The sequence below is a fragment of the Kitasatospora sp. NPDC001261 genome (assembly GCF_042896795.1).
Lineage (GTDB): Bacteria > Actinomycetota > Actinomycetes > Streptomycetales > Streptomycetaceae > Kitasatospora.
This window is the reverse complement of record NZ_JBIAXP010000016.1, coordinates 131,910-152,325: the sequence shown is the minus strand read 5'-3', so window position 1 is coordinate 152,325 and position 20,416 is coordinate 131,910. Positions and strand designations below refer to the sequence as shown.

Below are 20,416 nucleotides of genomic sequence, written 5' to 3'. Positions count from 1 at the left end.
GAGCCGATGCCGGCGGACATGATCTCGACGACCGCGGGTACTGCCCCGGTGGCATACGGGAACGCGGCCGAACGGCTCCAGGCCTGCAGGTGGGCGAACGCGGAGCGCCACACGGGACTGATGCCCCGATTCTGCGGGAGAGGACGGTGATCGTCGTCAACTGACGGGTTGATAGCGGGGGTCGGCGTCATACCACGGGTTGACGTCCGGGATCGCATCCCGGTTTGACGATCCCGGCCTCCCGGATCCCGAGACTGGTGTGCACATCCCGACCAAGGAGGCTGGGCCGGTTGAGCGCACCACGTCTGCTGACGCACCGCACCGTTTCCACCACCGCGTCCGAGCCCGGTGCCTGGTGGGCACACCGGCTGCCGCCCGTCGTCGCCTGGACGCTGTGCGCGCTCTTCGCCGGAGGACTGGGCCTGGCATCGACCCTCAGCCCTCACCGGGTGTGGGGCGCGACCGCGGCCGGGGGGTACCTGGCGGCCGCACTGCTCAGCGGACTCGGGCAGGGGGTGTGGCGGCGCCGGGCGGTCCGGGTGGCCGCGGCCGGGTCGGTCCTGGTCCCGCTGGTCCTGCTGGTCCTGCGCGGCCAGGGGCAACTGGAGCTCGACGTCGTCCAGCGCTCGGGTGAGCGACTGCTGTCGACGGGCGTTCCGTACCTCGAGCGGCCCGCCGCCCTCGCGGACTACAACCCCTACCTTCCCGGCATGGCGGTCTTCGGCCTGCCACACGCGCTGCTGGGCGACGTGGTCGCCGGCGACGCGCGCTGGTGGTTCACGCTGTCCTTCCTCGCGGTGATCGCCGTCTCGGCCCGCATCACCGCGGGGCGTCGAGGAAGCGTGGGGCTGGCGGCGCTCGTCGCTTTCCCCGCCGTCGCCCTCCCACTGGCCGTCGGAGGGGTGGACCTGCCGGTGAGCGCGCTGATGTGCCTGGCGCTGGCGCTGGCCGGGACCGGGCGGCCCGGCGGCACCGGACTGGCGCTGGGCGCGGCGGCCTCCTTGAAGTGGACGGCCTGGCCGCTCGTTCCGGTCGCGCTCGTCCTGCTCGCGACGGTCCGGGGACGGAGCGCGGCGCTGCGGGCCCTCGCCGTCACCGTCGCCGTCGCCGGGACCGTGGTGATCCCGTCCGTACTGGCGACCCCGAATGCCCTCCTGGAGCACACGGTGCTGTTCCCCACCGGCGCCGGCGTCACCGCCTCCCCCGCGGACAGCCCGCTGCCCGGTCATCTCCTGGCAGCCCATGTGCCCGGGGGCCGCGCGCTCGCCCTCGCCCTCCTGGCGCTGGCCGCGGCCGCGGTGGGCACCTCGCTCCTGACCCACCCGCCCCGGACCGTCGTCGCCGCTTCCGACCGGCTGGCCCTCGGGCTGGCCCTCGCCATCTGTCTGGCCCCGGCCACCCGCTTCGGCTACTTCGTGGTGCCGTTCGTCCTGGTCGGCTGGGTCCGGCTCTGCCCGGATTCCCTCGATTCAGGAGACCGCATGCGCACCGTCGCCGTCCCCCGGCAACACCCCACCGGCCGTCACGCCCCCCGACGCCGACTGCGCTGGACCCACGCCCTGCTCCGGCGACTGGGCCGCCGGGCCTGAACCGTGCCGCGCACACTCGTGGTCACCAACGACTTCCCGCCCCGACAGGGAGGGATCGAGACCTTCGTCCACGCGATGACGGAACGCTTCGCCCCGGACGGCGTCGTCGTCTACACGTCCTCCACCCCGGGCGCCGCCGCCTTCGACAACGCCCTCCCCGTGGAGGGGCTCGGCATCGTGTTCCTGGAAGCGGCGGCGGCCGGCCTGCCGGTGCTGGTCGGCAACTCCGGCGGCGCCCCGGACGCCGTGCTCGACGGGGAGACGGGACGAGTCGTGGGCGGCACTCCACCCTGTCGAGCACCGCGAATGACGACAGGCGCGGGGCGAGGGGTCAGGGCGTGGCGGTGAGGGTGGGCCAGAGGGTGGCGGCGGTGACGGACCGGGCCAGGGCGGGCGCCCAGGTGGTTTCGTCGCCGTCCTCGTCACGCCAGGACCACAGGCGGGTGGTGACGAGGTGGAGCGGGTTGAGCCGGGTGATGCCTATGGCGCCGTGGAGTTGGTGGGCGATGCGGGCGATCTCGGCGGCCGAGACGGATGCCTGGGTCTTGGCGGCGGCGACGGCGAAGTGGGCGGCCACCCCGCCGGTGTCCAGGGGGGTGGCGGCGGCTTGGACGGCGGCGCGTACCAGGGCGGCCTCCTCGATGAGCCGTGCCTCCTCCTGCTTGACGGCCTGGAAGCGGCTGAGCGGACGGCCGAACTGGGTGCGGGCGGTGGTGTGGGCGACCGTCAGTTCCACGCAGCGTTCGGCGGCTCCGGCGATCAGGGCGGCCCGGGCCAGGGCTGCGCGGAGCCGGGCCTCGTCGAGCAGTTCCGGGGAGATCCGGCGGACCTGCGAGGCGGGGATCTCGAGAGCGGCGAGGTGCAGGTCGTCGCGGGGTTCCTCGGCGAGGTTGCCGCCGGGGGTGAGGACGGCCCGGTCGGGGGCGAGGGTGAACAGGACAGGTCCGGAGGGGGCGGCGGCCAGGACGGTGACGGCGGTGGCGGTGCGGGCCCAGGGGACGCGACGCAGGGTGCCGGTGACCAGCAGGGTGTCGTCGTCGCCCAGGCAGCCGGCCGAGCCGACGGGGGAGGCGGCCGGACGGGCGTAGCGGATCGTCAGCTCGGGCGCGATGGCGTAGCTGAGCGGGCCGTCGGGGACGGGGAGGCCGACCCGGCGCAGCAGCGGGCGGGCGACCAGGGCGGTCTCGGCGAGAGGGGCGGGGACGGCGCGGCGTCCTGCCTCCTGGGCGGCGGCGAGGAGTTCGGCGGTCGGGGCGTCCGGGGCGGGGAGGGCCACGGCGTCCGGGGCGGTCGTGTTGGTGACGGCGGCGATGGAGTCCGCGTCGGCGTGGAAGGCGGCGGTGTCGTAGGCGTCGGCGGAGATGACGGGGGTGCTGGTGTCGATCGTGTGGGTGTTCATCAGTGCTGCTCCAGACCGCGAGTGATGATGCCGCGAAGGATCTCGTTGGTGCCGCCGCGCAGCGTGTAGCCGGGGCTGTGCAGCAGGGCGAAGGCGAGCAGTTCCGGGTGGCTACCGGGGGTGGCGTGCGGGTCGGCGGTGGTCGGCAGGACGCTGCGGACGGTGTCGACCAGGGTGCCCTCCAGGCGGGTGCCGAGGTCCTTGACCAGGGCGGCCTGGGTGTCGGGCGAGGCTCCGGTGTCCAGGGCGGCGGCCACGCCGAGGGACAGTCGGCGGATGCCGTGCAGACGCGCCGCCAGAATGCCGACCTGGGTGAGCTGTTCGGATGTCGCGGGGCGCCGCTCCAGTTCGCGGAGCAGGGAGACCAGCAGGGGGAAGGTGGACAGGTAGCGTTCGGGGCCGCTGCGTTCGAAGGCGAGTTCGCCGGTGACCTGCTTCCAGCCGTCGCCCCGCTGCCCGAGCAGCATGCCGTCGGGGACGTCGACGCCTTCGAGGTGGAGGGCGTTGAAGCGGTGCTCGCCGCTCATCAGCCGGATCGGCTCGACCCGCACGCCCGGGGCGCGCAGGTCGACGATGAACTGGCTGAGGCCGGCGTGCCTGTCCTCGGCCTCATCGGTGCGGGCGAGGACGATGGCGTAGTCGTTGACGTGAGCGCCGCCGGTCCACATCTTGGTACCGGTCAACCGCCAGCCGTCGGAGGTCCGTTCGGCACGGGTGGCGACCGAGGCGAGATCGGAGCCGCTGCTCTTCTCACTCATGCCGATGGAGAAGAAGCACTGCCCGGCGGCGATCCGGGGCAGGAGGAAGCGGCGCTGCTCCTCGGTGCCGTGCTGGAGGACGGACGGGCCGGCCTGCCGGTCGGAGACCCAGTGGGCGCTGACCGGGGCGCCGGCGGCGAGCAGTTCCTCGATCACCACGTAGCGCTCCAGGAAGCCGCGGCCGGCGCCGCCGTACTCGACGGGCAGGGCCATGCCGACCCAGCCGCGCTCCGCGAGGCGGCGGCTGAAGTCGGGGTCCCAGCCGGCCAGCCAGGAGTCGGGGCGGCCGAGTACGGTGCCGCAGGCGCGCTCCTCGTCGAGAAAGGCGCGGACCTCGGTACGGAGCCGGCGGGCCGATTCGGGTAGGACGACGTCGGGGAATGCCATCGGTGACGGCGTTGAAGGCGACATGGTTCATTCGCTCCTGGGCTGGTGAACGAGCGGTTGGCTTCTTCTTGGTACGGGAGTTCGGTCAGCCTGTGGGGTGCAGCAGGGAAGGGTCGAAGCCGGCTTCGCGGAGGACCTCCTCGGTGTGCTGGCCGATGGCCGGGCAGGGCCGCAGCTCCGGCTCCGGGTAGGCCGAGTAGCGGACCGGGAGGCCGATGACCCGGTAGCGGCCCTCGGTGGGGTGGTCGGCCTCGCGCAGCAGGCCGCCCTCGCGGGCGTAGGCGGTGGTGGCGGCGGAGGCCAGGTCGAGCACGGGGGCGGCCGCGATGCCCGCCCGGTCGCAGAACTCCTGCCACTGGGCACTGGTGTGGTGTCCTGTCAGTCCGGCGAGCAAGGGATAGAACGCGTCGGCGTTGCGGGCCCGGTCGGGGCCGGTGGCGAAGCGCGGGTCGGCGGCCAGTTCGGGGCGGCCCACGAAGGCGGTGAAGTCCCGCCAGTTGCGGTCGCTCTGCGGCAGGATGCACATCCAACCGTCGGCGGTGCGCAGGGCGCGGCGCCGGGGGCTGAGCGAGCGCGGCGAGCCGAACGCCCCGTCGGTCTCCAGGGCGGCCGCGCCCAGGTGCTCGACCAGGTTGAAGGCGAGCATGGTGTCGGCCATCGGGACCTCGATGTGCTGTCCGGTGCCGCCGTGCTCCCGGTGGTGCAGCGCGGCCAGGACCGACTGGGCGATCTGCATGCCGCAGATCTTGTCGGCCAGCACGGTGGGAACGTAGTGGGGTTGGCCGGAGACCTGGTGGTTGAGCCAGACCAGGCCGCTGGCCGCCTGGATGATGTCGTCGTACGCGGCGCGGGTGCCGTAGCGGCTGTCGCTGCGGAAGCCCTGGGCGTTGGCGTAGATCAGGCCGGGGTTGACGGCCGCGACGTCGTGGTAGCCGAGGCGGAGCTTCGCCAGGGCCTGCGGGCGCAGGTTGGTGATGAGGACGTCGGCGGTGCGCAGCAGGGCGAGCAGGGCGTCGCGGCCGTGCGGGGCCTTGAGGTCGATGGCGGCGCTGCGCTTGTTGCGGTTCAGGTTGAGTGCCGCGCCGCCCATGCCGAGGTGGCGCTGGGGCGGGTAGTGGCGCGTCATGTCACCGGTGGGCGGCTCGACCTTGATCACGTCGGCGCCCAGGTCGCCGAGTTGCTGGGCGGCGTACGGAGCCATGATCACGCTGGCCAGTTCGATGACGCGGACTCCGGCGAGGAGTCCCCGGCCGGACGGGCCGCTCGGCTGCTCGGACATCGGGCTGTGCCTCCTGGGGTGTCGGGTGGGGTGGGTGAACGGTGGTGCGGTACGGGCGGCCGCGGACCCGTGCTGCCGACGAGGCGGATGCGAAAGGACTCGCTGCATCGGTCGGCACGGGGCGGCGGTTTCGGTTGCCAGGGCTGGTCGCGTAGAAGTGGCTTAGCGCCACTGGAGAGCAGCGGACCCGAGCGGGGTCCGCCGGCCGGGCTGGGGGACCGTGCGCCCGCTGTACGCGAACGGTGTCGCCGGTTCGGTGAGCGGGCCGAAGTCCGTCTCCGTGGTCGACAGCGCGGCGAGCGGCGCGCGCCCGGGCCGGGGCAGGCCGAGTACGTCCTCCCGCGCGAGCAGACCGAGTTCCCGCACCCAGTGGCACACCCCGGCCAGGGTCACGCGGATCCGCCACGAGCCGCCCTCCGCCGCACGTCGGCGCAGGACCGTTGCGACGGCGGCAGCCCCGAGGTAGGCGGCGAGGTAGTCGTTGAGCAGGTACGTCGGCGGCAGCGACGGCCGGTCGGTCCACTCCTCGACGGCGAATCCGGTGGCCGAGCAGGCGAGTTGGTCGAATCCGCCGCGCTCGCCCCACGGACCGTCGGCGCCCCAGGCGTGGTACTCGAGGGTGATGAGTCCGGGGCGGCGCCGGACGAGTTCCTCGGTCGACGCCCCGTGCCGGGCAAGTCCCCGGTAGGCGTGGACGAAGACGTCCGCGTCCTGGAGCGCGTCGTGGAAGGCCGCACGGTCGTGATCGTCGCGCAGGTCGCAGTAGGCGTTGCGCTTGCCGCCGCCGGTCATCGCGATCATCGGGATCGGGTCGGGGCGGTCGGGACGCGACAGGTGCAGCACGTCGGCGCCGAACTGGGCGAGCAGCCGCGCCGCGACGGGACCCGCGATGACATGGGTGAGATCGAGCACCCGTACGCCCGCGAGCGCCTCGTCGGCCGCGCCGATCGGCTCCAGCGGCCGGACCGGTCCGTCACCGACACGTTCGATCTCGACGACCGGGCGCTGCGCGACGTACCGCCCCGCGGGGTGCGCGAGCCACTCGTCCCGGCTGCGCACCGCGCAGGCGACGCCGCCCCGCGCGCAGACGGCCTCCTCCAGCGTGAAGGCGTCCCAGCCGGCCACGGCCTGCGCGATCCCCACCTTGTCGAGCCCGCACCTCAGCACGGAGTGGACCGCGTCCCGCAGATGCGGATAGGTGGTGATGATGAAGATCCACCGGCCGTCGCGCGCCCGGTAGAAGTCGCTGTTGCCGAGCAGTGTCGGATCGTCGAGGAGGGAGAGGAGCGGGCGTCCCGAGAGCGTCGTGTGGTACGTCGCCATGAGCTGGTCGATCGCGGCCCCGGCCTGCACCTCGACCCTCTGGTGCGGGTGGCCGCGCTGTTCGCCGACCGCCGCCGTCTGCCGCCCGAAGACACCGATCGCGGCGGACATGGCATCGGCGAGGCGGTGCACCGAGGGCACCAGGGGACCCGCCCCGACGACGGTGACGTCCTCGGCCCCCCGGGCCGGATCGGGGTCGCCGAGCGTGTGCAGCAGCCGGAGGACGATCTCGGCGGTGGACGGCGGAGGCGTCGGCCCGGCCGTGGTCAGCGTGTTCGAAGTCATGCCGGGATGCTCGTTCCCGACACGGCACGAGCGCCCGCGTTCACGGATATCCGTGAACCGGTGCGGACGTCACGTCCGCCCCTCCTGGATGTGCGCGAGGAGCCGGGCCGCCGCCCGGTCCAGACTCAGCCGCTCCGAGCGGCCACGACGCCGGTGCGTCAGGACGAGGGCGCCCGTGACGACGGGGCCGTCGGTGACGGGGATCGCGAGCGCGCTGACCTCGGGATCGGCCAGACCCTCGCTGCGGCTGATCCGCGACGCCCGGATCCCCGGAAGAGCGCGGCGGAACTCGGCGACCGCCTCGGGGTCGTGGCGGGCGAGCTCGTCGAGCAGCCCGCGGCGCTCCGCCTCGTCGGTGAGGGCCAGCAGCAGACGGCCCGCGGCGGTGCGCAGGAGCGGCCGGGCCATGTGCTCGTCGGCCAGCGGCAGGAGGCGGGGGATCTCGTCCTCGCCGCCGCGCGCCAGGTGCACGGCGTCGAGCCCGACCCGCACCGTGAGCAGCACCGGGGTACCCGCGACGCGGCTCAGTTCGTTGAGCTCGGCCTGGCCGATCCGCGGGACGACCCGGCCGGCGATGAGGTTGAGGACGTGCGGGGCGGGCCCGAGCCGGAAGCGCCGGCGCTGTTCCAGCAGGAACCCCGTCGCGACGAGTCCGTTGACCAGGTCCTGCACCGAACTCGCCGGTGCCCCGGCCGCCCGCGCCAACTCGGCCACGGTCACCCCGCCCGGCGCCCGCGCGGCGGCCTCCAGGATCCACACGACCCGGTCCACCGTGCGGTGCGGCCGTCGTCGGCCGTGCTCGCTCATCCCGCCCGCCCTGTCCCTGTCGTACGTCGCCGGCCGATCACGCCGGCACGGCCCGCCGGTTCTCCCCCGCCACCCGACGAGCAGGCCGGCCCCGGCCTGGCACCTGCACCTGCCTACACCGGCGCCTGATCCACGCCGTCATGCCGAGGATCGTGCGGACGGACGGGGCCGCGCCAGGCGCTACCGTGCCGCGAAGGCCCCGACCTTGAATTCGGTGCCGCAGACGCTGAAGACGCCGCCCGGCGAGCCGTTCGCCTTCATGACGTTCACCGTGGTGCCCGCGTCCTTGGGCAGCGCGACCTTGACGTGGGACGCCTGCACCGCGCACGTGTAACGGGCCGACGCGGTGCCCTCGCCGTTCACGTCGTTGTACAGCACGTCCGCCACCACCGCGGCGCCCGCCGGGATGTCGACCGCTGCCGAGCCGGCCGTGGAGTTGTCCCCCGAGACCGGGCTCGCCTTGCCCTGGTCGTCGGCGGCGACCACGGTCGTCGGGCCGACGATGGTGCAGGGGGCGCCCGAGCTGTTGGTGATCTTGAGGGTCGCGGCGGCGGGCTGCGCGTCACTGGCGTGGCCCGAGGACTGGAGGAACGCCACCGAGGTGTTCTTGGTCGTGCAGGCCGCGGTGACGCCGCCCCCGCCGGTGCCGGAGGACGTCTTGCCTCCACCGCTCGTGCTCGTCTTGCCCCCGGACGGCGCCGAGGCCGCAGCCGGCGCCGACGCCGAGGCGGAACCCGACGGGGCGGCGGCTGACGCGCTGGTGCCGGCGGCGCCACTGTCCTGCGTGCCGCTGACGTCGTTGCAGGCGGTCAGGGACAGGGCGAGCGCGGCGACGGCGCCGACGGCGAGCAGGGTGGGACGGGTGGTGGTGCGCATGGCTGGTTCCCCCGATTCTCGTTCGTGGGTCGCGATCCTGTACGAGGTCGCTTCCCCTTGCAGGAACGAGGGTGTTGCGGCGCGCTGGCAGATCACTAACGAGCGCGGCGGCGGTACTAACGCCTGGCTAACGCGCCCGGATCCTGGCGTGTGCCGCCGCGTGCCGGCGCCGCAGTTCGGGCAGTGCGTCCTGGTCGGCGATGTGCAGCAGGGCATCGAGCGCGGTGACGGCGCCCGCGTCGTAGCCGGTCCGCTCGGCCTCGAGCGCGGCCTGCGTTAGGCAGCGCCGCCCGGCCACGGTGTCGCCGAGCCCGGCCAGCGCCTCGCCCTGCCAGGTGCGCAGGAGCACCCGCCGGGCGACCGCCTCGTGCTCCGGGCCGAGGCCGAGCGCCACCTCGGCCGCCTCGTACGCCTGCCGGTGGCGGCCCGCGCCGAGGTGGATGCGGGCCAGGTGCTGGAGCGCGAGCATCCGGGTGTGCGCGTCGTCGGCCTCGGTGGCGAGCGCGAGGGCTCGGGTGCAGGCCGTTTCGGCGGCGCCGGGTTCGTCGTCGGGGAGGGCCGCGGCGAGGTTGACCAGGGCGGTGGCCTCGCCGAGTACGTCGCCTGCGCAGGCCGCGAGTTCGGGTGCGACGCGCAGGTGCCGGACGGCCTCGGCGGTGCGGCCCTCCTCGGCGAGCACCCAGCCGAGCAGGGTCAGGACGCGGGCCTCCGCATAGGGGTCGGCGCAGGAGCGGGCGTCGGCGAGGGCGGCCTCCAGGGTGGGCGCCCAGTCGGCGAGGACCCGCCAGACGACGAGCGGCCACTGGGTCACCGCGATCCGCCAGGCCCGCTCGGGCCGGTCCTCGGCGCGGGCCGCGGCGGCGATCAGGGCGAGGTCGTCGCGTTCGGCGGCGAACCAGTCGAGCGCCTTCTCCCGGCTGGTGAAGTCCCGTACTGCGGGAGGCTGTTGAAAGTCATCGGGCTGCACGAAGGCGGGCTCCCCGCCGGGTTCCGCGGCCTCGGACGCGGACAACGCGGTCGCCACGCAGTGGTCGTACAGGCGCAGCCGGGCCGCGGCACGGGCGGCCGGGTCGCGGCTCTGGCCGCGCGCGTAGAGCCGGACCAGATCGTGCAGGACGTAGCGGCCGGGGGCGGTCTCGGTGACCAGGTGCGCGGCGACCAGGCGGTCGAGGGCGCGGGCCGCGTCCGGCGGGGTCGTGCCGGCGAGCGCGGCGGCGCTGAACCGGTCGACGTGCGTGCCCGGGTGATGGCCGAGCGCGGTGAACTGCTGCGCCGCGTCGGCGGGGAGGTGGGCGGTGGTGAGCCGCAACGCGGAGGCGACGCCGATGTCCTCGGCGGCGAGCAGCTCGAGCCGCTGGCGCTCGTCGGCGAGCCGGTCGGCGAAGGAGGCGAGGCCGAGGGCGGGGAGTTCCACGAGCCGAGCGGCGGCGACCCGCAGCGCGAGCGGCAGACCGCCGCACAACTCGGCTGTACGGCGGGCCGCTTGAGGATCGGCGGCGGTGCGGTGCTCGCCGAGGAGACGGGTGAGCAGGGCCACGCTGTCGTCGGTGGCGAGGACGTCGAGGGCGAGGACGCGGGCGGCGTCGGAGGCGACGAGACCGGCGAGGCGGGCACGGCTGGTGACGACGGTGACGCAGCCGGGTCCCGTGGGCAGCAGCGGACGCACCTGGGCGGAGGTACGGGCGTTGTCGAGGACGACGAGCAGGCGCAGTTCGGCGGTGAGCGAACGGAACAGGGCACCGGCGGCGTCCGCCGACTCGGGCATCCGGCGCGGTGGAACGCCGAGAGCGACGAGGAACTCCCGCAGCAGCTCGGCCGGTTCGGGGTCCGAGGTGTCGCTGAACCCGCGCAGATCGGCGTAGAGCGTCCCATCGGGGAAGTCGGAGTGCCGGTCGGCCGCCCAGCGCACGGCCAGCGCGGTCTTGCCGACCCCGGCGGGCCCGGTGACCACGACGACCGGCCCGTCAGGTCCGGCCGCGGCCGCGGTCAGCGCGGCGCTCTCGACGGTGCGGCCGTGGAATCCGCGCGGGGTACGGGGCAGCAGGTTGGGCCGGAACTGCACCGACTCCAGGACGGGTTGGGGCGTCTCGACCCGGACCGCGGGGGCGCTTTCGGGGCCGAGAGCGACGGTGAAGGCGGCGGTCAGCTCGGCGCCCGGACGGGCGCCGAGCTGGTCGGCGAGGACCTGGCGGGCGCGGTGGTAGGCGTCCAGGGCCTCCGAGGAACGCCCCGCGTGGTGCAGCGCCTCGACCAGTCGGGCGGCCAGCGGCTCACGCAGCGGATGGGCCCCGGTCTCCGGCCGCAACAGCTGGACAGCGCGCTCGTGTTCGCCGCCCGCGACGTACGTGTCGGCGAGCAGCTCGACCGCGGCGAGCCGCGCCTCGTCCAAGGTGTGCGCGGCGGAGCGCAGCAGCGGCGACGGGTAGGCGCCGGCCAGCGCGGGGCCCTGCCACAGGGCGAGCGCCTCGGTGAGCAGCGCGGCCCGGTCACCGGGGTCGGTGGCACGGCGGGCGAGCGCCACCAGGCCGTCGAAGCGGTGGGCGTCGACCAGCGTCTCCGGCAGTTCCAGGTGGTACGCGGAGCCGCGCGTGCTCAGCTCGACGCCGTACGCCGATGCGTCGACGCCCGCCAACAGTGCCCGCAGGCGCGAGACATGGCCCTGGATCACAGTGCGCGCGTGCAGGGGAGGTTCGTCGTCCCACAGCGCCTCGGTGAGCGTGTCGACCGAGACCGCGACATTGGCCCGCAGCAACAGCATCGCGAGCAGGCTACGCCGCTTGGCGGGCCCGAGCGGCAACGGCCCGTCGCTCCCGCTGACCGACACGGGGCCGAGGACCTGGAACTCCATGGACGGAACCCTATCGTCCGATGGCTACTGGGAATCGGGACGTCGAACTTCACGGATACCGCGCTGCTCCGTCACCGACCACGCCGGGCCGGTCGGCGGCGGAGGCGATGGGACGAGGGAGCACGCCTCCGCGGTGAGGGCGGGCCGGAGGACGGTGGCGTTGACGCACCGGGCCAGGTGGCGCGCCCAATGGGTTTCGTCGCCGTCTTCGTCGCACCAGGACCACAGCCGAGTGGTGGCCGGTGCGTCTGGGCGGTCAGCCGGCCGACCGGCACCGCGCGCCGCTCGCTCTTCCCGTTCTGCGCGAGCCTGTTCACCCCGGTCCGGCTGCGGGTGCTCGGCGCGAGGGGCGGCCGACGGCGTTCCGGAGCGGTCGCGGGTGGCTGGACCTCGGGTGGCTGGACCTCGGGTGGGGGCGTCGGGCGGGGCTGTCAGGGTGCCTGGGCCTCCGTGCCCTCGACGTCGGCGAGCAGTTTGCGCAGGAGCCCGTCCAGGGTGGCCCGTTCCTCGCCCGAGAGGGCGGAGAGCAGCGCGGTCTCGTTGGCGGCGTGGTCGGTGAAGGCGGCGTCCACGAGGGCGCGTCCGGCCGCGGTGAGGGCGATGCGGACGCTGCGCCGGTCCGCCGGGTCGGTGCGGCGTTCCACCAGGCCCGCCGATTCCAGCCGGTCGATCCGGCTGGTCATGCCGGCCCGCGACATCAGCAGCAGCGCGGCGAGTTCGGAGGGCATCAGTTCGTACGGCGCGCCGGAGCGGCGCAGGGTGGCGAGAACGTCGAACTCGCCGCGCTGGAGGCCGTGTTGCTTGAACACCTCTTCGACGACCCGGCCGGCGAGCAGCGCGAAGCGGCCGAGGCGGCCGACGGTGCCGACCGCCGCCAGGTCGAGGTCCGGGCGCTCCCGGCCCCACTGGTCGAGCATGACGTCCACGTGATCCATGGAGGCATGTTATTCGATGGGAGATAGTTAGACGTAGTACTATCAGCCGAGGAACTATCGGAGTGCTCACCGTGGGGAGAGACCAATGACGTTGATCGGACCGGAAGCCGTGGTCGTGCGGGGCGACGAAGCCGAGACCGTCTCGATGCTCGGCGGCCAGGGGCGGCTGCTGGCGGACTCCAGCGCCACCGGCGGCGCCCTGAGCACCCTGCGCGTCACGCTGGGGCGCGGCAAGGACGGCGCCACCCCGCACTACCACGGGGGCTCCTCGGAGCTGTTCTTCGTCGTCGACGGCTCGGCCCAGGTGCTCGTCGGGAACGACGTGGTCACCGCCCGCGGCGGCGACCTCGTGGTGGTACCGCCCCACCTGCCGCACGCCTTCGCGGCCGCGCCGGACTCCGGGGCGGACCTACTGATAGTGATCACCCCCGGCGTGGAACGCTTCGACTACTTCCGCCTCCTGGAGCGGATCCGCGCGGGCGAGGCGACGGTCGAGGAACTGCTCGCCAAGCAGGACCTCTTCGACAACCACTTCCTGGAGTCGCCGAGCTGGCGCGACGCCCGGGAGGAATCCGCCCGGTCCCAGCCGTAGACCGCCCGGCACCGAGCCCGGCCCGACACCAGGAGAAGACCCCCGTGACCGACACCCGCACCATCACCAACCCGCCCGACCTGCACGACCCGACGCCGTTCGGCTACAGCCACGCCGCCTCCGCACCCGGCGAACCGGTGTTCATCGGCGGCCAGTACGCCTCCGACGCCGGCGGCCGGGTCGCGCCCGGCGACTTCGCCGCCCAGGTGGAACTCGCCCTCGCCAACCTGCGCACCGCGCTCGCCGGAGTCGGCCTCGGCTTCGAGCACGTGGTCCGGCTCGGCTCGTACATCGTCGACCACGACCCGCAGAAGCTCGCCGTCCTCGGCAAAGCCCTCGCCGGCGCCTGGGGCGACCGACTGCCCGCACAGACACTCAGCGGAGTCGCCTCGCTCGCCCTGCCCGGGATGCTCTTCGAGATCGACGCGGTCGCCGTCCGATCGACAGCGGAGGCAACCGACTGACCCACCCACGCACAGGGGTCCCACCAGCCGGTGGGACCCCTCGCCGAACCGCCACCGTTCGAACCGACACGGACCGCCCACACGGCCCGGGCCACTCACACGGCCCGGGCCGCCGCCGAGCAACAGCCCCCGCCGGAACGGGCCCTCGTCGGTGGCGGCCGTGTCGAGGATCTGGAGCAGTGCCGTCAGCTCGCGGACCGGCTCGTCGACGAGGACGGCCTCGGCCCCGCCCACCAGGACCAGCAGCCCGGCCGGGTCCGGCTGCCGGGGCGGGTAGCGGGTGTCGGTGAGGAATTCCTCGGGGCGCCGTCTGTGTGGCCCGGGACCGGGCGCCTGCGGCCAGCCCTTGCCGCGAAGCCTGGTGACCGCCTGATGGTGTGCCAGCCGCAGCCGCCTCTGCCGGTCGTCGATGCTCACTGCTTCGATGCCCCTGGTGACGAACGCGACCGGGCCACGGAGCCGGATCTTGCGCAAGTCCGGGTCGAGGGCGTCGTTGCGGATGCCCTCCCCACGAGCGCGGGGGTGGCCCGAACCGAGGACGTCAATCCCTGGGACTTCCACGCGTCCGCTTCGCCCACGGATAGCCGAAGGCTGTCGGCCCGCTCGACGGGATCGCCGTCCGCGCACTCATCGCACTCCGGTGGCATGGCGGTCGGGTCGGTCGACCGCTTGGCGTCGCCTTCCCGCTCTGTCATCCTGCGGGAACGGTGGCCGGGGGTGGGCCGTCGGGTGGTCCGTGCTTCAGGGGGCTTGATGGGATCGGTAGGTGTGGTGTGCGCGGTGGCCGCGCTCCTCGGGGCGGGGCTGCTGCGATGGCACCCGGCTCGGGGGAGGGCTGACGGCCTGACAGCCGCGGCGATCGCGGGGGTACGTGGGGGGTCGAAGGCCGCACTGGTCGTGGTCGTCGTCGAGCTGCACCTCGCGGGGGTGCTCGACACCGACCGACGCGGCCGCCTGCGGCGGGTGGTGCACGCCCACTCCGCGCAGGACACAACCCCACTGCACCGGGCAGCGCGGACGGCGTTCGGCCGGGACCTGTCCTGGGCCGACGCCATGACCACCCCGCCCGTACGGCGGGCCCGCGAGGAGACCCGCACCGACCTGGTCCGCCGCGGCCTGCGCTGCGGTCCGGCCCGGCTGGCCGCATCCAGCGTGCTGGCTGCGGCCACGTGCGCCACGGGCGCGTTCGCCACCGCCCGGGGCGCCTGGTGGACAGGACTGCCCATGACCGTACTCCCGCTCATGCTGCTCTGCGCTCCGGCCCGCACCCTCGCCGGACACCGGCTGCTTCGCGAGCTGCGCCGCCGGCACCCCCTGAACGGGGCGGCGGCATCAGGTGGCACACCATCGGAGCCTGACGGGGCAGGACTGCTGACCGCACTGTACGGACGCCGGGCGCTGCGCCTGCTGCTGCCGGACTTCGCCGCCCGGGCCGCGCTCCTCGGCGGGCGCGGGGCCCGGGAGACCGTCGCCCGCACCGGCAGCGACTACGGCCCGTACGAGGGAGCCGGCGACGCCGCGATCTACGGCGGCGACCTCTGACGCCGGATGACCCCGGCCACCACTGCCGGGGCCGCCCGACGGCGGACCACGACGCCCCATGGCCCCGCCCGCGCGGAGGTCAGCCTGGGAGGAAGACGTGCAGCGGGGCCGGCTGCTGTTCGGGCTGGTCGGTCACCGGTCGCCGCCGATCGGCGCGGGGACGGGCGAACGCCTCGATGGCGGGGTCCGCTGCCGGCCGCCGATCGGCGCGACGAGGGACTCCAGCGCCGCGGGGCTGGTGCGCAGAGTCAGCCGATGGCGGTAGGTGGCGATCACCTCGGCGACGGCGGCGAGGTCGCTGATCGGGGAGGCGTCGGAGGGCGGCGGCCAGGTCTTACTCGAACCGGTCCCAGTCGCCGGGCAGTCCGTAGCGGGACAGCGCGGTGCGCAGCTCGTGCGAAGTGGCCGACGTCAGCGCGCCAGTGCCCTGGTGGTCGGGTTGGGTGGCCACCAGTCCTCCTCGGTGGCCGGCTGCATGGTTGGTGGTATCGGGCGGCGGGTGGCGGAGGGACGGCCTCGCCCCGCCCACCGCGTGCCCCGGAGTCCCCGGGCGGTCCTGTGGAAGCCGGCCGTGCTGGTCCTGGTGCTCACCGTCGGGCGGTCCTCGCCCGGCAGGCCTCGCAGGCGTGGACGCCGGTGTCGCCGTAGCGGCGGATCGGTGTCCCGCAGCTGGCGCACGGGCCGATCTGCCAAGGCTCGCAGCCGTGGGCGAGGGCGGCTTCGCGGCGCTGGGTCTCGGTGGCGTCGAGCCGGCGGTCCTGCCGGGGCACCGTGAACAGCCGTTCGGGGACCTCGTCGAAGGTGTGCAGGCCGGTGCCCGCGGAGTTCCCGCGCCGGGGCCGGGGGTAGTTGAAGGTGAAGGTCTCCTCGCCGTAGCGGCAGGTCGCGTCGAGTTCCTGGCGGGTGTAGGTGATGCCGGCGTCCCCGGCCCCGGGTTCGGCCGGGGAGTCCTCGTCCTCGTCGGGGCCGAACATGTCGTGCCAGCGGTCCCGATCGACCGCGGGCACCCACATCCGGGAGACGGAGCGCGGGTCCCGCTGGTCGGGGATGCGCATCGGAACGAACTCGCCGTCCGCGCTGGCGACGACGAGCTGGTCGACCTCGGTGGGCGCCTTCGCGGGCAGGCACAGCGCGGGCAGGAACCACTCGGCGTGGAAGCGCCCGCAGGAGCTGCCGTTGACCGGGCAGGGCCGCACGCTGCTCGGCAGGCACTTCCACTGCTGCAGGTGCCGCACCCCGGCGCGCACCACCATGGCGAGCGGGGAGGCGATCTCCTTCCAGCTGAAGTCGTCGACCCGGGCCCAGGGTGCCCGCTCGACGACGGCGGAGCGGTCGGTGTCGGTCACCCACAGCGGGACGATCCCGTGCTCGGCGGCGGCGCGGGAGCGGCGGCGGACGGTGTCGGCGGTGATCGGCGAGTACTGGGCCTCCCATCCGATCCGCCGGCCGTCGTCGCCGGTGACGAGGACGTCGGTGCGGATCCGGCCGTCGGTCGCGCGGGCTTCGATCTCGGCCCGGTGGCCGTGGCGTTCGGCTGCCCGGGCGATCCGCTCCTTCATCGCCTGGTGCTTCGCGCTCTCCTCCGGGGTGGGGGTGTGGCGCACCGGCAGGTGGGCGGCCACCCAGACGGTGCGGCCGCCGACCGTCCGGCGGCGGATCGTCATCCACGGGGACCGGCCGTCCTCCTCGGCCTGGCAGGCGTCGTCACGGTGGTGCTCCAGGCACTCCAGGAGCTCGCGCTCGCGCCGGTCGATCGGGGTGGTGACCTCCTCCAGCAGGCCGGACCGACCCGGATGGCCGAGGTCGGGCATGGTCAGGTTGATCTCGATGCCGTACGCGGTGTGGAAAACTCCGTTCGCCATATCCGGAGAATAGGAACAGGAACCGGAAATTTAAACACCGGTGCGAATGTTTAGAATCGGCGAATAAAAGCCTCGAATAACATCAGCCCCACGGTCAACAGGGTCCGGCATTCTGTTTGAATTCCACCCGTGCCCGCCGGTCCGACCAGCGGACCCGCGGGCATCCGCGGGTACCGCGAAGGGCCTGGGAGAGGACCTGGGCGCACCCGTCCGGAACGCGGCGGCCACCGTCCCGGCCTACGTCGGCGACCACCAGGCCGAGGTCGTCCTCCCCCGGGTCGCCACCGGCATCGGCATCACGGAGAAGCCCGCCCGGCTCTAGCGGGCCAGCGCGGCGGAATCAGCGGCGCGAGGCCGCACAACGGTCGCCTCCGGGCGGTACGGATCGGGCCTCAAGGCGTTCGCCAGAGGCGACGAGCGCAGGACGTGCCGGTAGCCGGCGGCACCGCCGCCCCGCAGGGACTCCAGATAGAACACCTTCAGGATCACGGCGAGCTCTGCCTCGGTGACGTCCACGCTGCGCCGACTGGAGCCCTCTACGGTCCGCGCCCTGGCGATCGCCGCGCCCAGCAGGTCGGCGTCGACCCCGGGGAGGAGGCCGGCCTTCGCCTCCTCGCGGACGGCGTGGAGAAGGGGCATGTCGAAGGCACGCACGCTGATCGTGGTGTCCGGCACGCAGTCGTCCACCGGTACGACGGGCTGCTCGGCTGGACGGTCCCGCAGGGCCCGGTAGCGCAGCAGGTCCTGCCCCAGGCCGGTTACGCGAACTGCCCACGCCGGGCGGGCTTCGCCGACGGCGAGACCATCGAGCAGTTCGGGACTCGCGAACTCGCACACCTTCGCTCCGACGAGCCGGCGCACGGTCCCGTGCTCCGCGATCCGGCGCTGTAGAGGCAGCTCCCCGGCCAGCCAGCCCGAACTCTCGGCAGCGACGGCCTCCAGCAGCACCCACTCATCGTGACTCAGAGCCACAAAACCCTCCCTCAACGTGACTGTGCCGCCGATCCTGCCACGCCGCCCTCGACGGCGCCCCGGCCTTCACAAATCCCGGGGGAACACGGCCGGCACCGTCCGACCGCTGGTCCCTCATGCCACCGTCGCCCGGACCGGGTGCAGCGCGATGCCCAGGCATCGGTCTGGACAGGCGGCTCCCGGACGACGGGCAGGCCGTGGGGGCGGCGCCGATCCAGCGGGACTCTCACACCACCACCACTCCCCCGCCGCTACCGCGGGCGACGCCCACCGCGGCCATGTACCCGCGCAGTCAGCCGTCGTACGGGGTGGGGTCAGCGCTGGCCGCGAGCCGGCCGGGCACCGGGCGGCTGGCGGACTTGTACGCGGCGACCTCGCAAGGCGATGCCTGGCTCGGTCGGCAAGTCCCCTCCCAGGCAGATGAGTTGAACACTGGCGGCGACCGCCGCGACGTCAGCTACCGCCGTCGCCGGCGACCGCTCCGGCCGCGGTGCAGTGCGGGTGCGAGAGGGCTACGTGCCCCGCACCCGTCGGCGCCGAACTCTGTTTTCCCGGTCGGGGGTTCGGCCTCCCGGGAGGGGCGGGCCAGGGGTTTGCGCGATCACCGACAGGCCATTCCGGTCATTCGGTGGCCGATACCCGCGAAAGGTCGCCTTCTTCCCGGATGCCGCACCCCGGGGTGCGGGGGACTGCCATGCTGGCACCAGCGGAATGTGACATTTCACATTCCGCCCATCCTCCTATCCCTGCCCCGAGGAGAGACACCCATGAAGACCACCGTCATCGCCGTCGTTGCCGCCGCCGCGACCCTGACCACCCTGGCCACCGTCCAGGGGGCCGCCGCCGCACCGGCCGGGCCGGTCGGCGCGGTCGTGACCTGCGGCACCCCTGGCGCGCCCGGTCCGCTGCTGACCCGGGCCTGCGTCGAGGTGACCGGCAACCAGGTCCGCTTCTACGGGGTGGCCACGGCCGGTGACCCGTCCTGGCAGCCCCAGTCCGTCGGCTTCGCCGTCTCCGGCACGGTCGTCGGCGGCGCCCCCCTCGCCCCCGTCAACCCGACCGTCCTCGTCCAGGCCGGCTCGAACCAGGTCGGCAGCGTCTTCTCCAGCGCCCCGTGCGGCGCCACCGTCAGCAGCACCTTCTCGGTGAACCAGCCCGGCTGGCCCGCCTCGACCGCCACCGTCTCCACCGTGGTGGCCTGCTGACACCGGACTCCCGCAGGTGTGCCCCGGCCCGCCCGGGGCACACCTCGCCACCGCCCCTCGGCGGGAGGGCACTCTTCCAGCCGCAGCAGGTCAACCGGTACCCGCAACCCGCCACGGCGAACCGGCCGATGTCGCGCAGCCCGAGCACGGGAGCCGGCCGCCGCTTCCTCCCCGGTCGCGGCGGCAGCGTCCAGCGCAACCGCCCGCTCACGGCGCCTCCCGACGCCGCCGGAACCCCGTTCGCCGCCAGCCGCACGCTCGGGAATCCGGGCGATCGAAGCCCAGTTCCGGGTGCGGGAGGGCTACCGGGTACTGGCGACGTGGGCCATTGTCGACCTGGGAACGATCGCCCGCGACACCTACCGGAACGACGAGCTCGGCCGGGGCAATCACTCGCCGACCGACCTGGCCGAGCGGCTCGGCGGCTCGCCATCGGTAATCTCCGGCGCCACGTCCGGAACCGGCTGGAATCCCCCGATCAACAGGTCGACCGGCGTGCTGGCGAACCGAAGAACCGGCGCCCTCAGCAGAGGTCGAGGAACGCCGAAGGGGCGGACACATGACTGTGTCCGCCCCTTCGGCATTCGTGGTAGCGGGGACAGGATTTGAACCTGCGACCTCTGGGTTATGAGCCCAGCGAGCTACCGAGCTGCTCCACCCCGCGTCGTGGTCCCGACTGTACGGCACCAGTCGGCGATCACCAACTCGGTTCGGCCCGGGCACCGGCGAACAGCGCGAGGACCGCGCCGATCTCGTTCGGCTTGAGGGCCGCCGTGGCCAGGTTCTTGCTCTCGCCAGCCGGGGGCTCGGGCGGCCGCCAGTCGATGCCGGCGGCGGTCAGCACGGCGACCAGGTGCTGTACGGCGGAGGCCAGGCGGTCGGCGTTCTCTCCGGACAGGACGCGTCCCGCCTTGCTCTGGAGGTCCGCCAGGGCCTTTCTCTGGGAGGCGACCCGTTCCACGTCGGGCGTAGGGCGGCCACCGCCGCGCCGGGGTCGGTGCGGTGGTGGCCGCCCTCCTCGCCGTCGGCGAGCCGCCCCGCCCGGTGGGCCGCCGCTGCGAACGGTGGTCCCGTGCAAGCGCATTGGCCGGGCAGGACGAGTCGGAGGAGTTGGACGGGGCCGACCGGCCGGTCACCAGCCGTCGGTGAGCCGGAGGGCGTGGGAGAAGGAGGCTCCGCCCGTGTTCGTCCATTCGTCGAGGACGCCGTAGGTGTCGTCGCGGGCGATGAGGTCGGCGCGGCCGGTGCCCCGGAAGTCACCGGCGACCGTCTGGGAGAACGGACCCCACCCGT

At 74.0% G+C, this 20,416-nt stretch carries 17 protein-coding genes, 1 tRNA gene and 1 pseudogene; 6 read left to right on the top strand and 13 right to left on the bottom strand.

The window, feature by feature from the left end:
• The first annotated feature begins 290 nt into the window (after positions 1–290).
• Both ACFY4B_RS22455 and ACFY4B_RS22450 read left to right on the top strand, forming a co-directional pair.
• Positions 291–1,589, top strand: a complete 1,299-nt coding sequence (locus ACFY4B_RS22455) for a glycosyltransferase 87 family protein (RefSeq protein WP_387970212.1) — start codon at positions 291–293, stop codon at positions 1,587–1,589.
• 153 nt (positions 1,590–1,742) lie between these two features.
• Positions 1,743–1,871 (top strand): annotated as a pseudogene (locus ACFY4B_RS22450) (glycosyltransferase); the annotation flags it as partial.
• A 49-nt stretch (positions 1,872–1,920) separates the two neighbouring features.
• On the opposite strand, the gene ACFY4B_RS22445 reads toward ACFY4B_RS22450, so the two are convergent.
• The 8 genes from ACFY4B_RS22445 to ACFY4B_RS22410 form a co-directional block, all read right to left on the bottom strand.
• Positions 1,921–2,988 (bottom strand): acyl-CoA dehydrogenase family protein, encoded by a 1,068-nt coding sequence (locus ACFY4B_RS22445; RefSeq protein WP_387970209.1) that lies wholly within the window; start codon positions 2,986–2,988, stop codon positions 1,921–1,923.
• Positions 2,988–4,133: an acyl-CoA dehydrogenase family protein gene (locus ACFY4B_RS22440; RefSeq protein ID WP_387970206.1), complete on the bottom strand. Its 1,146-nt coding sequence runs from the start codon at positions 4,131–4,133 to the stop codon at positions 2,988–2,990. Before ACFY4B_RS22440 ends, ACFY4B_RS22445 begins: the two co-directional genes overlap by 1 nt.
• 85 nt (positions 4,134–4,218) lie before the next feature.
• Complete coding sequence (locus ACFY4B_RS22435; RefSeq protein ID WP_387970203.1) at positions 4,219–5,412, bottom strand: CaiB/BaiF CoA transferase family protein; 1,194 nt, start codon at positions 5,410–5,412, stop codon at positions 4,219–4,221.
• Between the two features lie 162 nt (positions 5,413–5,574).
• Positions 5,575–7,020 carry a CoA transferase gene (locus tag ACFY4B_RS22430; RefSeq protein ID WP_387970200.1) on the bottom strand — a complete coding sequence of 482 codons (1,446 nt, stop codon included), beginning with the start codon at positions 7,018–7,020 and terminating at the stop codon, positions 5,575–5,577.
• A 69-nt stretch (positions 7,021–7,089) separates the two neighbouring features.
• A complete protein-coding gene (locus ACFY4B_RS22425; protein ID WP_117486169.1) occupies positions 7,090–7,827 on the bottom strand; it encodes a helix-turn-helix domain-containing protein in 738 nt (245 codons plus the stop codon).
• 180 nt (positions 7,828–8,007) lie between these two features.
• A complete protein-coding gene (locus tag ACFY4B_RS22420; RefSeq protein WP_387970197.1) occupies positions 8,008–8,703 on the bottom strand; it encodes a DUF4232 domain-containing protein in 696 nt (231 codons plus the stop codon).
• A gap of 127 nt (positions 8,704–8,830) precedes the next feature.
• Positions 8,831–11,551: a BTAD domain-containing putative transcriptional regulator gene (locus ACFY4B_RS22415; protein WP_387970194.1), complete on the bottom strand. Its 2,721-nt coding sequence runs from the start codon at positions 11,549–11,551 to the stop codon at positions 8,831–8,833.
• Between the two features lie 431 nt (positions 11,552–11,982).
• The gene (locus tag ACFY4B_RS22410; RefSeq protein ID WP_387970191.1) at positions 11,983–12,486 is read right to left on the bottom strand and encodes a MarR family winged helix-turn-helix transcriptional regulator; all 504 of its coding nucleotides are present in this window, start codon (positions 12,484–12,486) and stop codon (positions 11,983–11,985) included.
• An 85-nt stretch (positions 12,487–12,571) separates the two neighbouring features.
• Between ACFY4B_RS22410 and ACFY4B_RS22405 the strand changes: the two genes are divergently transcribed.
• The 3 genes from ACFY4B_RS22405 to ACFY4B_RS22395 all read left to right on the top strand — a co-directional run bounded on the left by ACFY4B_RS22405 (position 12,572) and on the right by ACFY4B_RS22395 (position 15,084).
• Complete coding sequence (locus ACFY4B_RS22405; protein WP_387970188.1) at positions 12,572–13,078, top strand: cupin domain-containing protein; 507 nt, start codon at positions 12,572–12,574, stop codon at positions 13,076–13,078.
• 44 nt (positions 13,079–13,122) lie between these two features.
• Positions 13,123–13,542, top strand: coding sequence for a RidA family protein (locus ACFY4B_RS22400; protein ID WP_387970185.1), 420 nt, complete (start codon positions 13,123–13,125; stop codon positions 13,540–13,542).
• A gap of 753 nt (positions 13,543–14,295) precedes the next feature.
• Positions 14,296–15,084 (top strand): TIGR04222 domain-containing membrane protein, encoded by a 789-nt coding sequence (locus ACFY4B_RS22395; protein ID WP_387970182.1) that lies wholly within the window; start codon positions 14,296–14,298, stop codon positions 15,082–15,084.
• Between the two features lie 132 nt (positions 15,085–15,216).
• Here ACFY4B_RS22395 and ACFY4B_RS22390 read toward each other — a convergent pair whose 3' ends face one another.
• The 3 genes from ACFY4B_RS22390 to ACFY4B_RS22380 form a co-directional block, all read right to left on the bottom strand.
• Positions 15,217–15,360, bottom strand: coding sequence for a hypothetical protein (locus tag ACFY4B_RS22390; protein ID WP_387970179.1), 144 nt, complete (start codon positions 15,358–15,360; stop codon positions 15,217–15,219).
• A gap of 311 nt (positions 15,361–15,671) precedes the next feature.
• Entirely contained in the window at positions 15,672–16,946 is a 1,275-nt protein-coding gene (locus tag ACFY4B_RS22385) for a hypothetical protein (RefSeq protein ID WP_387970176.1), read from the bottom strand.
• A 318-nt stretch (positions 16,947–17,264) separates the two neighbouring features.
• Positions 17,265–17,894, bottom strand: a complete 630-nt coding sequence (locus tag ACFY4B_RS22380; RefSeq protein ID WP_387970173.1) for a hypothetical protein — start codon at positions 17,892–17,894, stop codon at positions 17,265–17,267.
• Positions 17,895–18,685: 791 nt separating this feature from the next.
• Here ACFY4B_RS22380 and ACFY4B_RS22375 point away from each other — a divergent pair.
• On the top strand, positions 18,686–19,123 hold the full coding sequence (locus ACFY4B_RS22375) for a hypothetical protein (RefSeq protein WP_387970170.1): 438 nt from the start codon (positions 18,686–18,688) through the stop codon (positions 19,121–19,123).
• Between the two features lie 587 nt (positions 19,124–19,710).
• On the opposite strand, the gene ACFY4B_RS22370 is transcribed toward ACFY4B_RS22375, so the two are convergent.
• Together ACFY4B_RS22370 and ACFY4B_RS22365 are read right to left on the bottom strand one after the other, a co-directional pair.
• A tRNA-Met gene (locus ACFY4B_RS22370) sits at positions 19,711–19,787 on the bottom strand.
• Between the two features lie 33 nt (positions 19,788–19,820).
• Positions 19,821–20,084, bottom strand: a complete 264-nt coding sequence (locus tag ACFY4B_RS22365) for a hypothetical protein (RefSeq protein WP_375874623.1) — start codon at positions 20,082–20,084, stop codon at positions 19,821–19,823.
• Positions 20,085–20,416 lie beyond the last annotated feature (332 nt).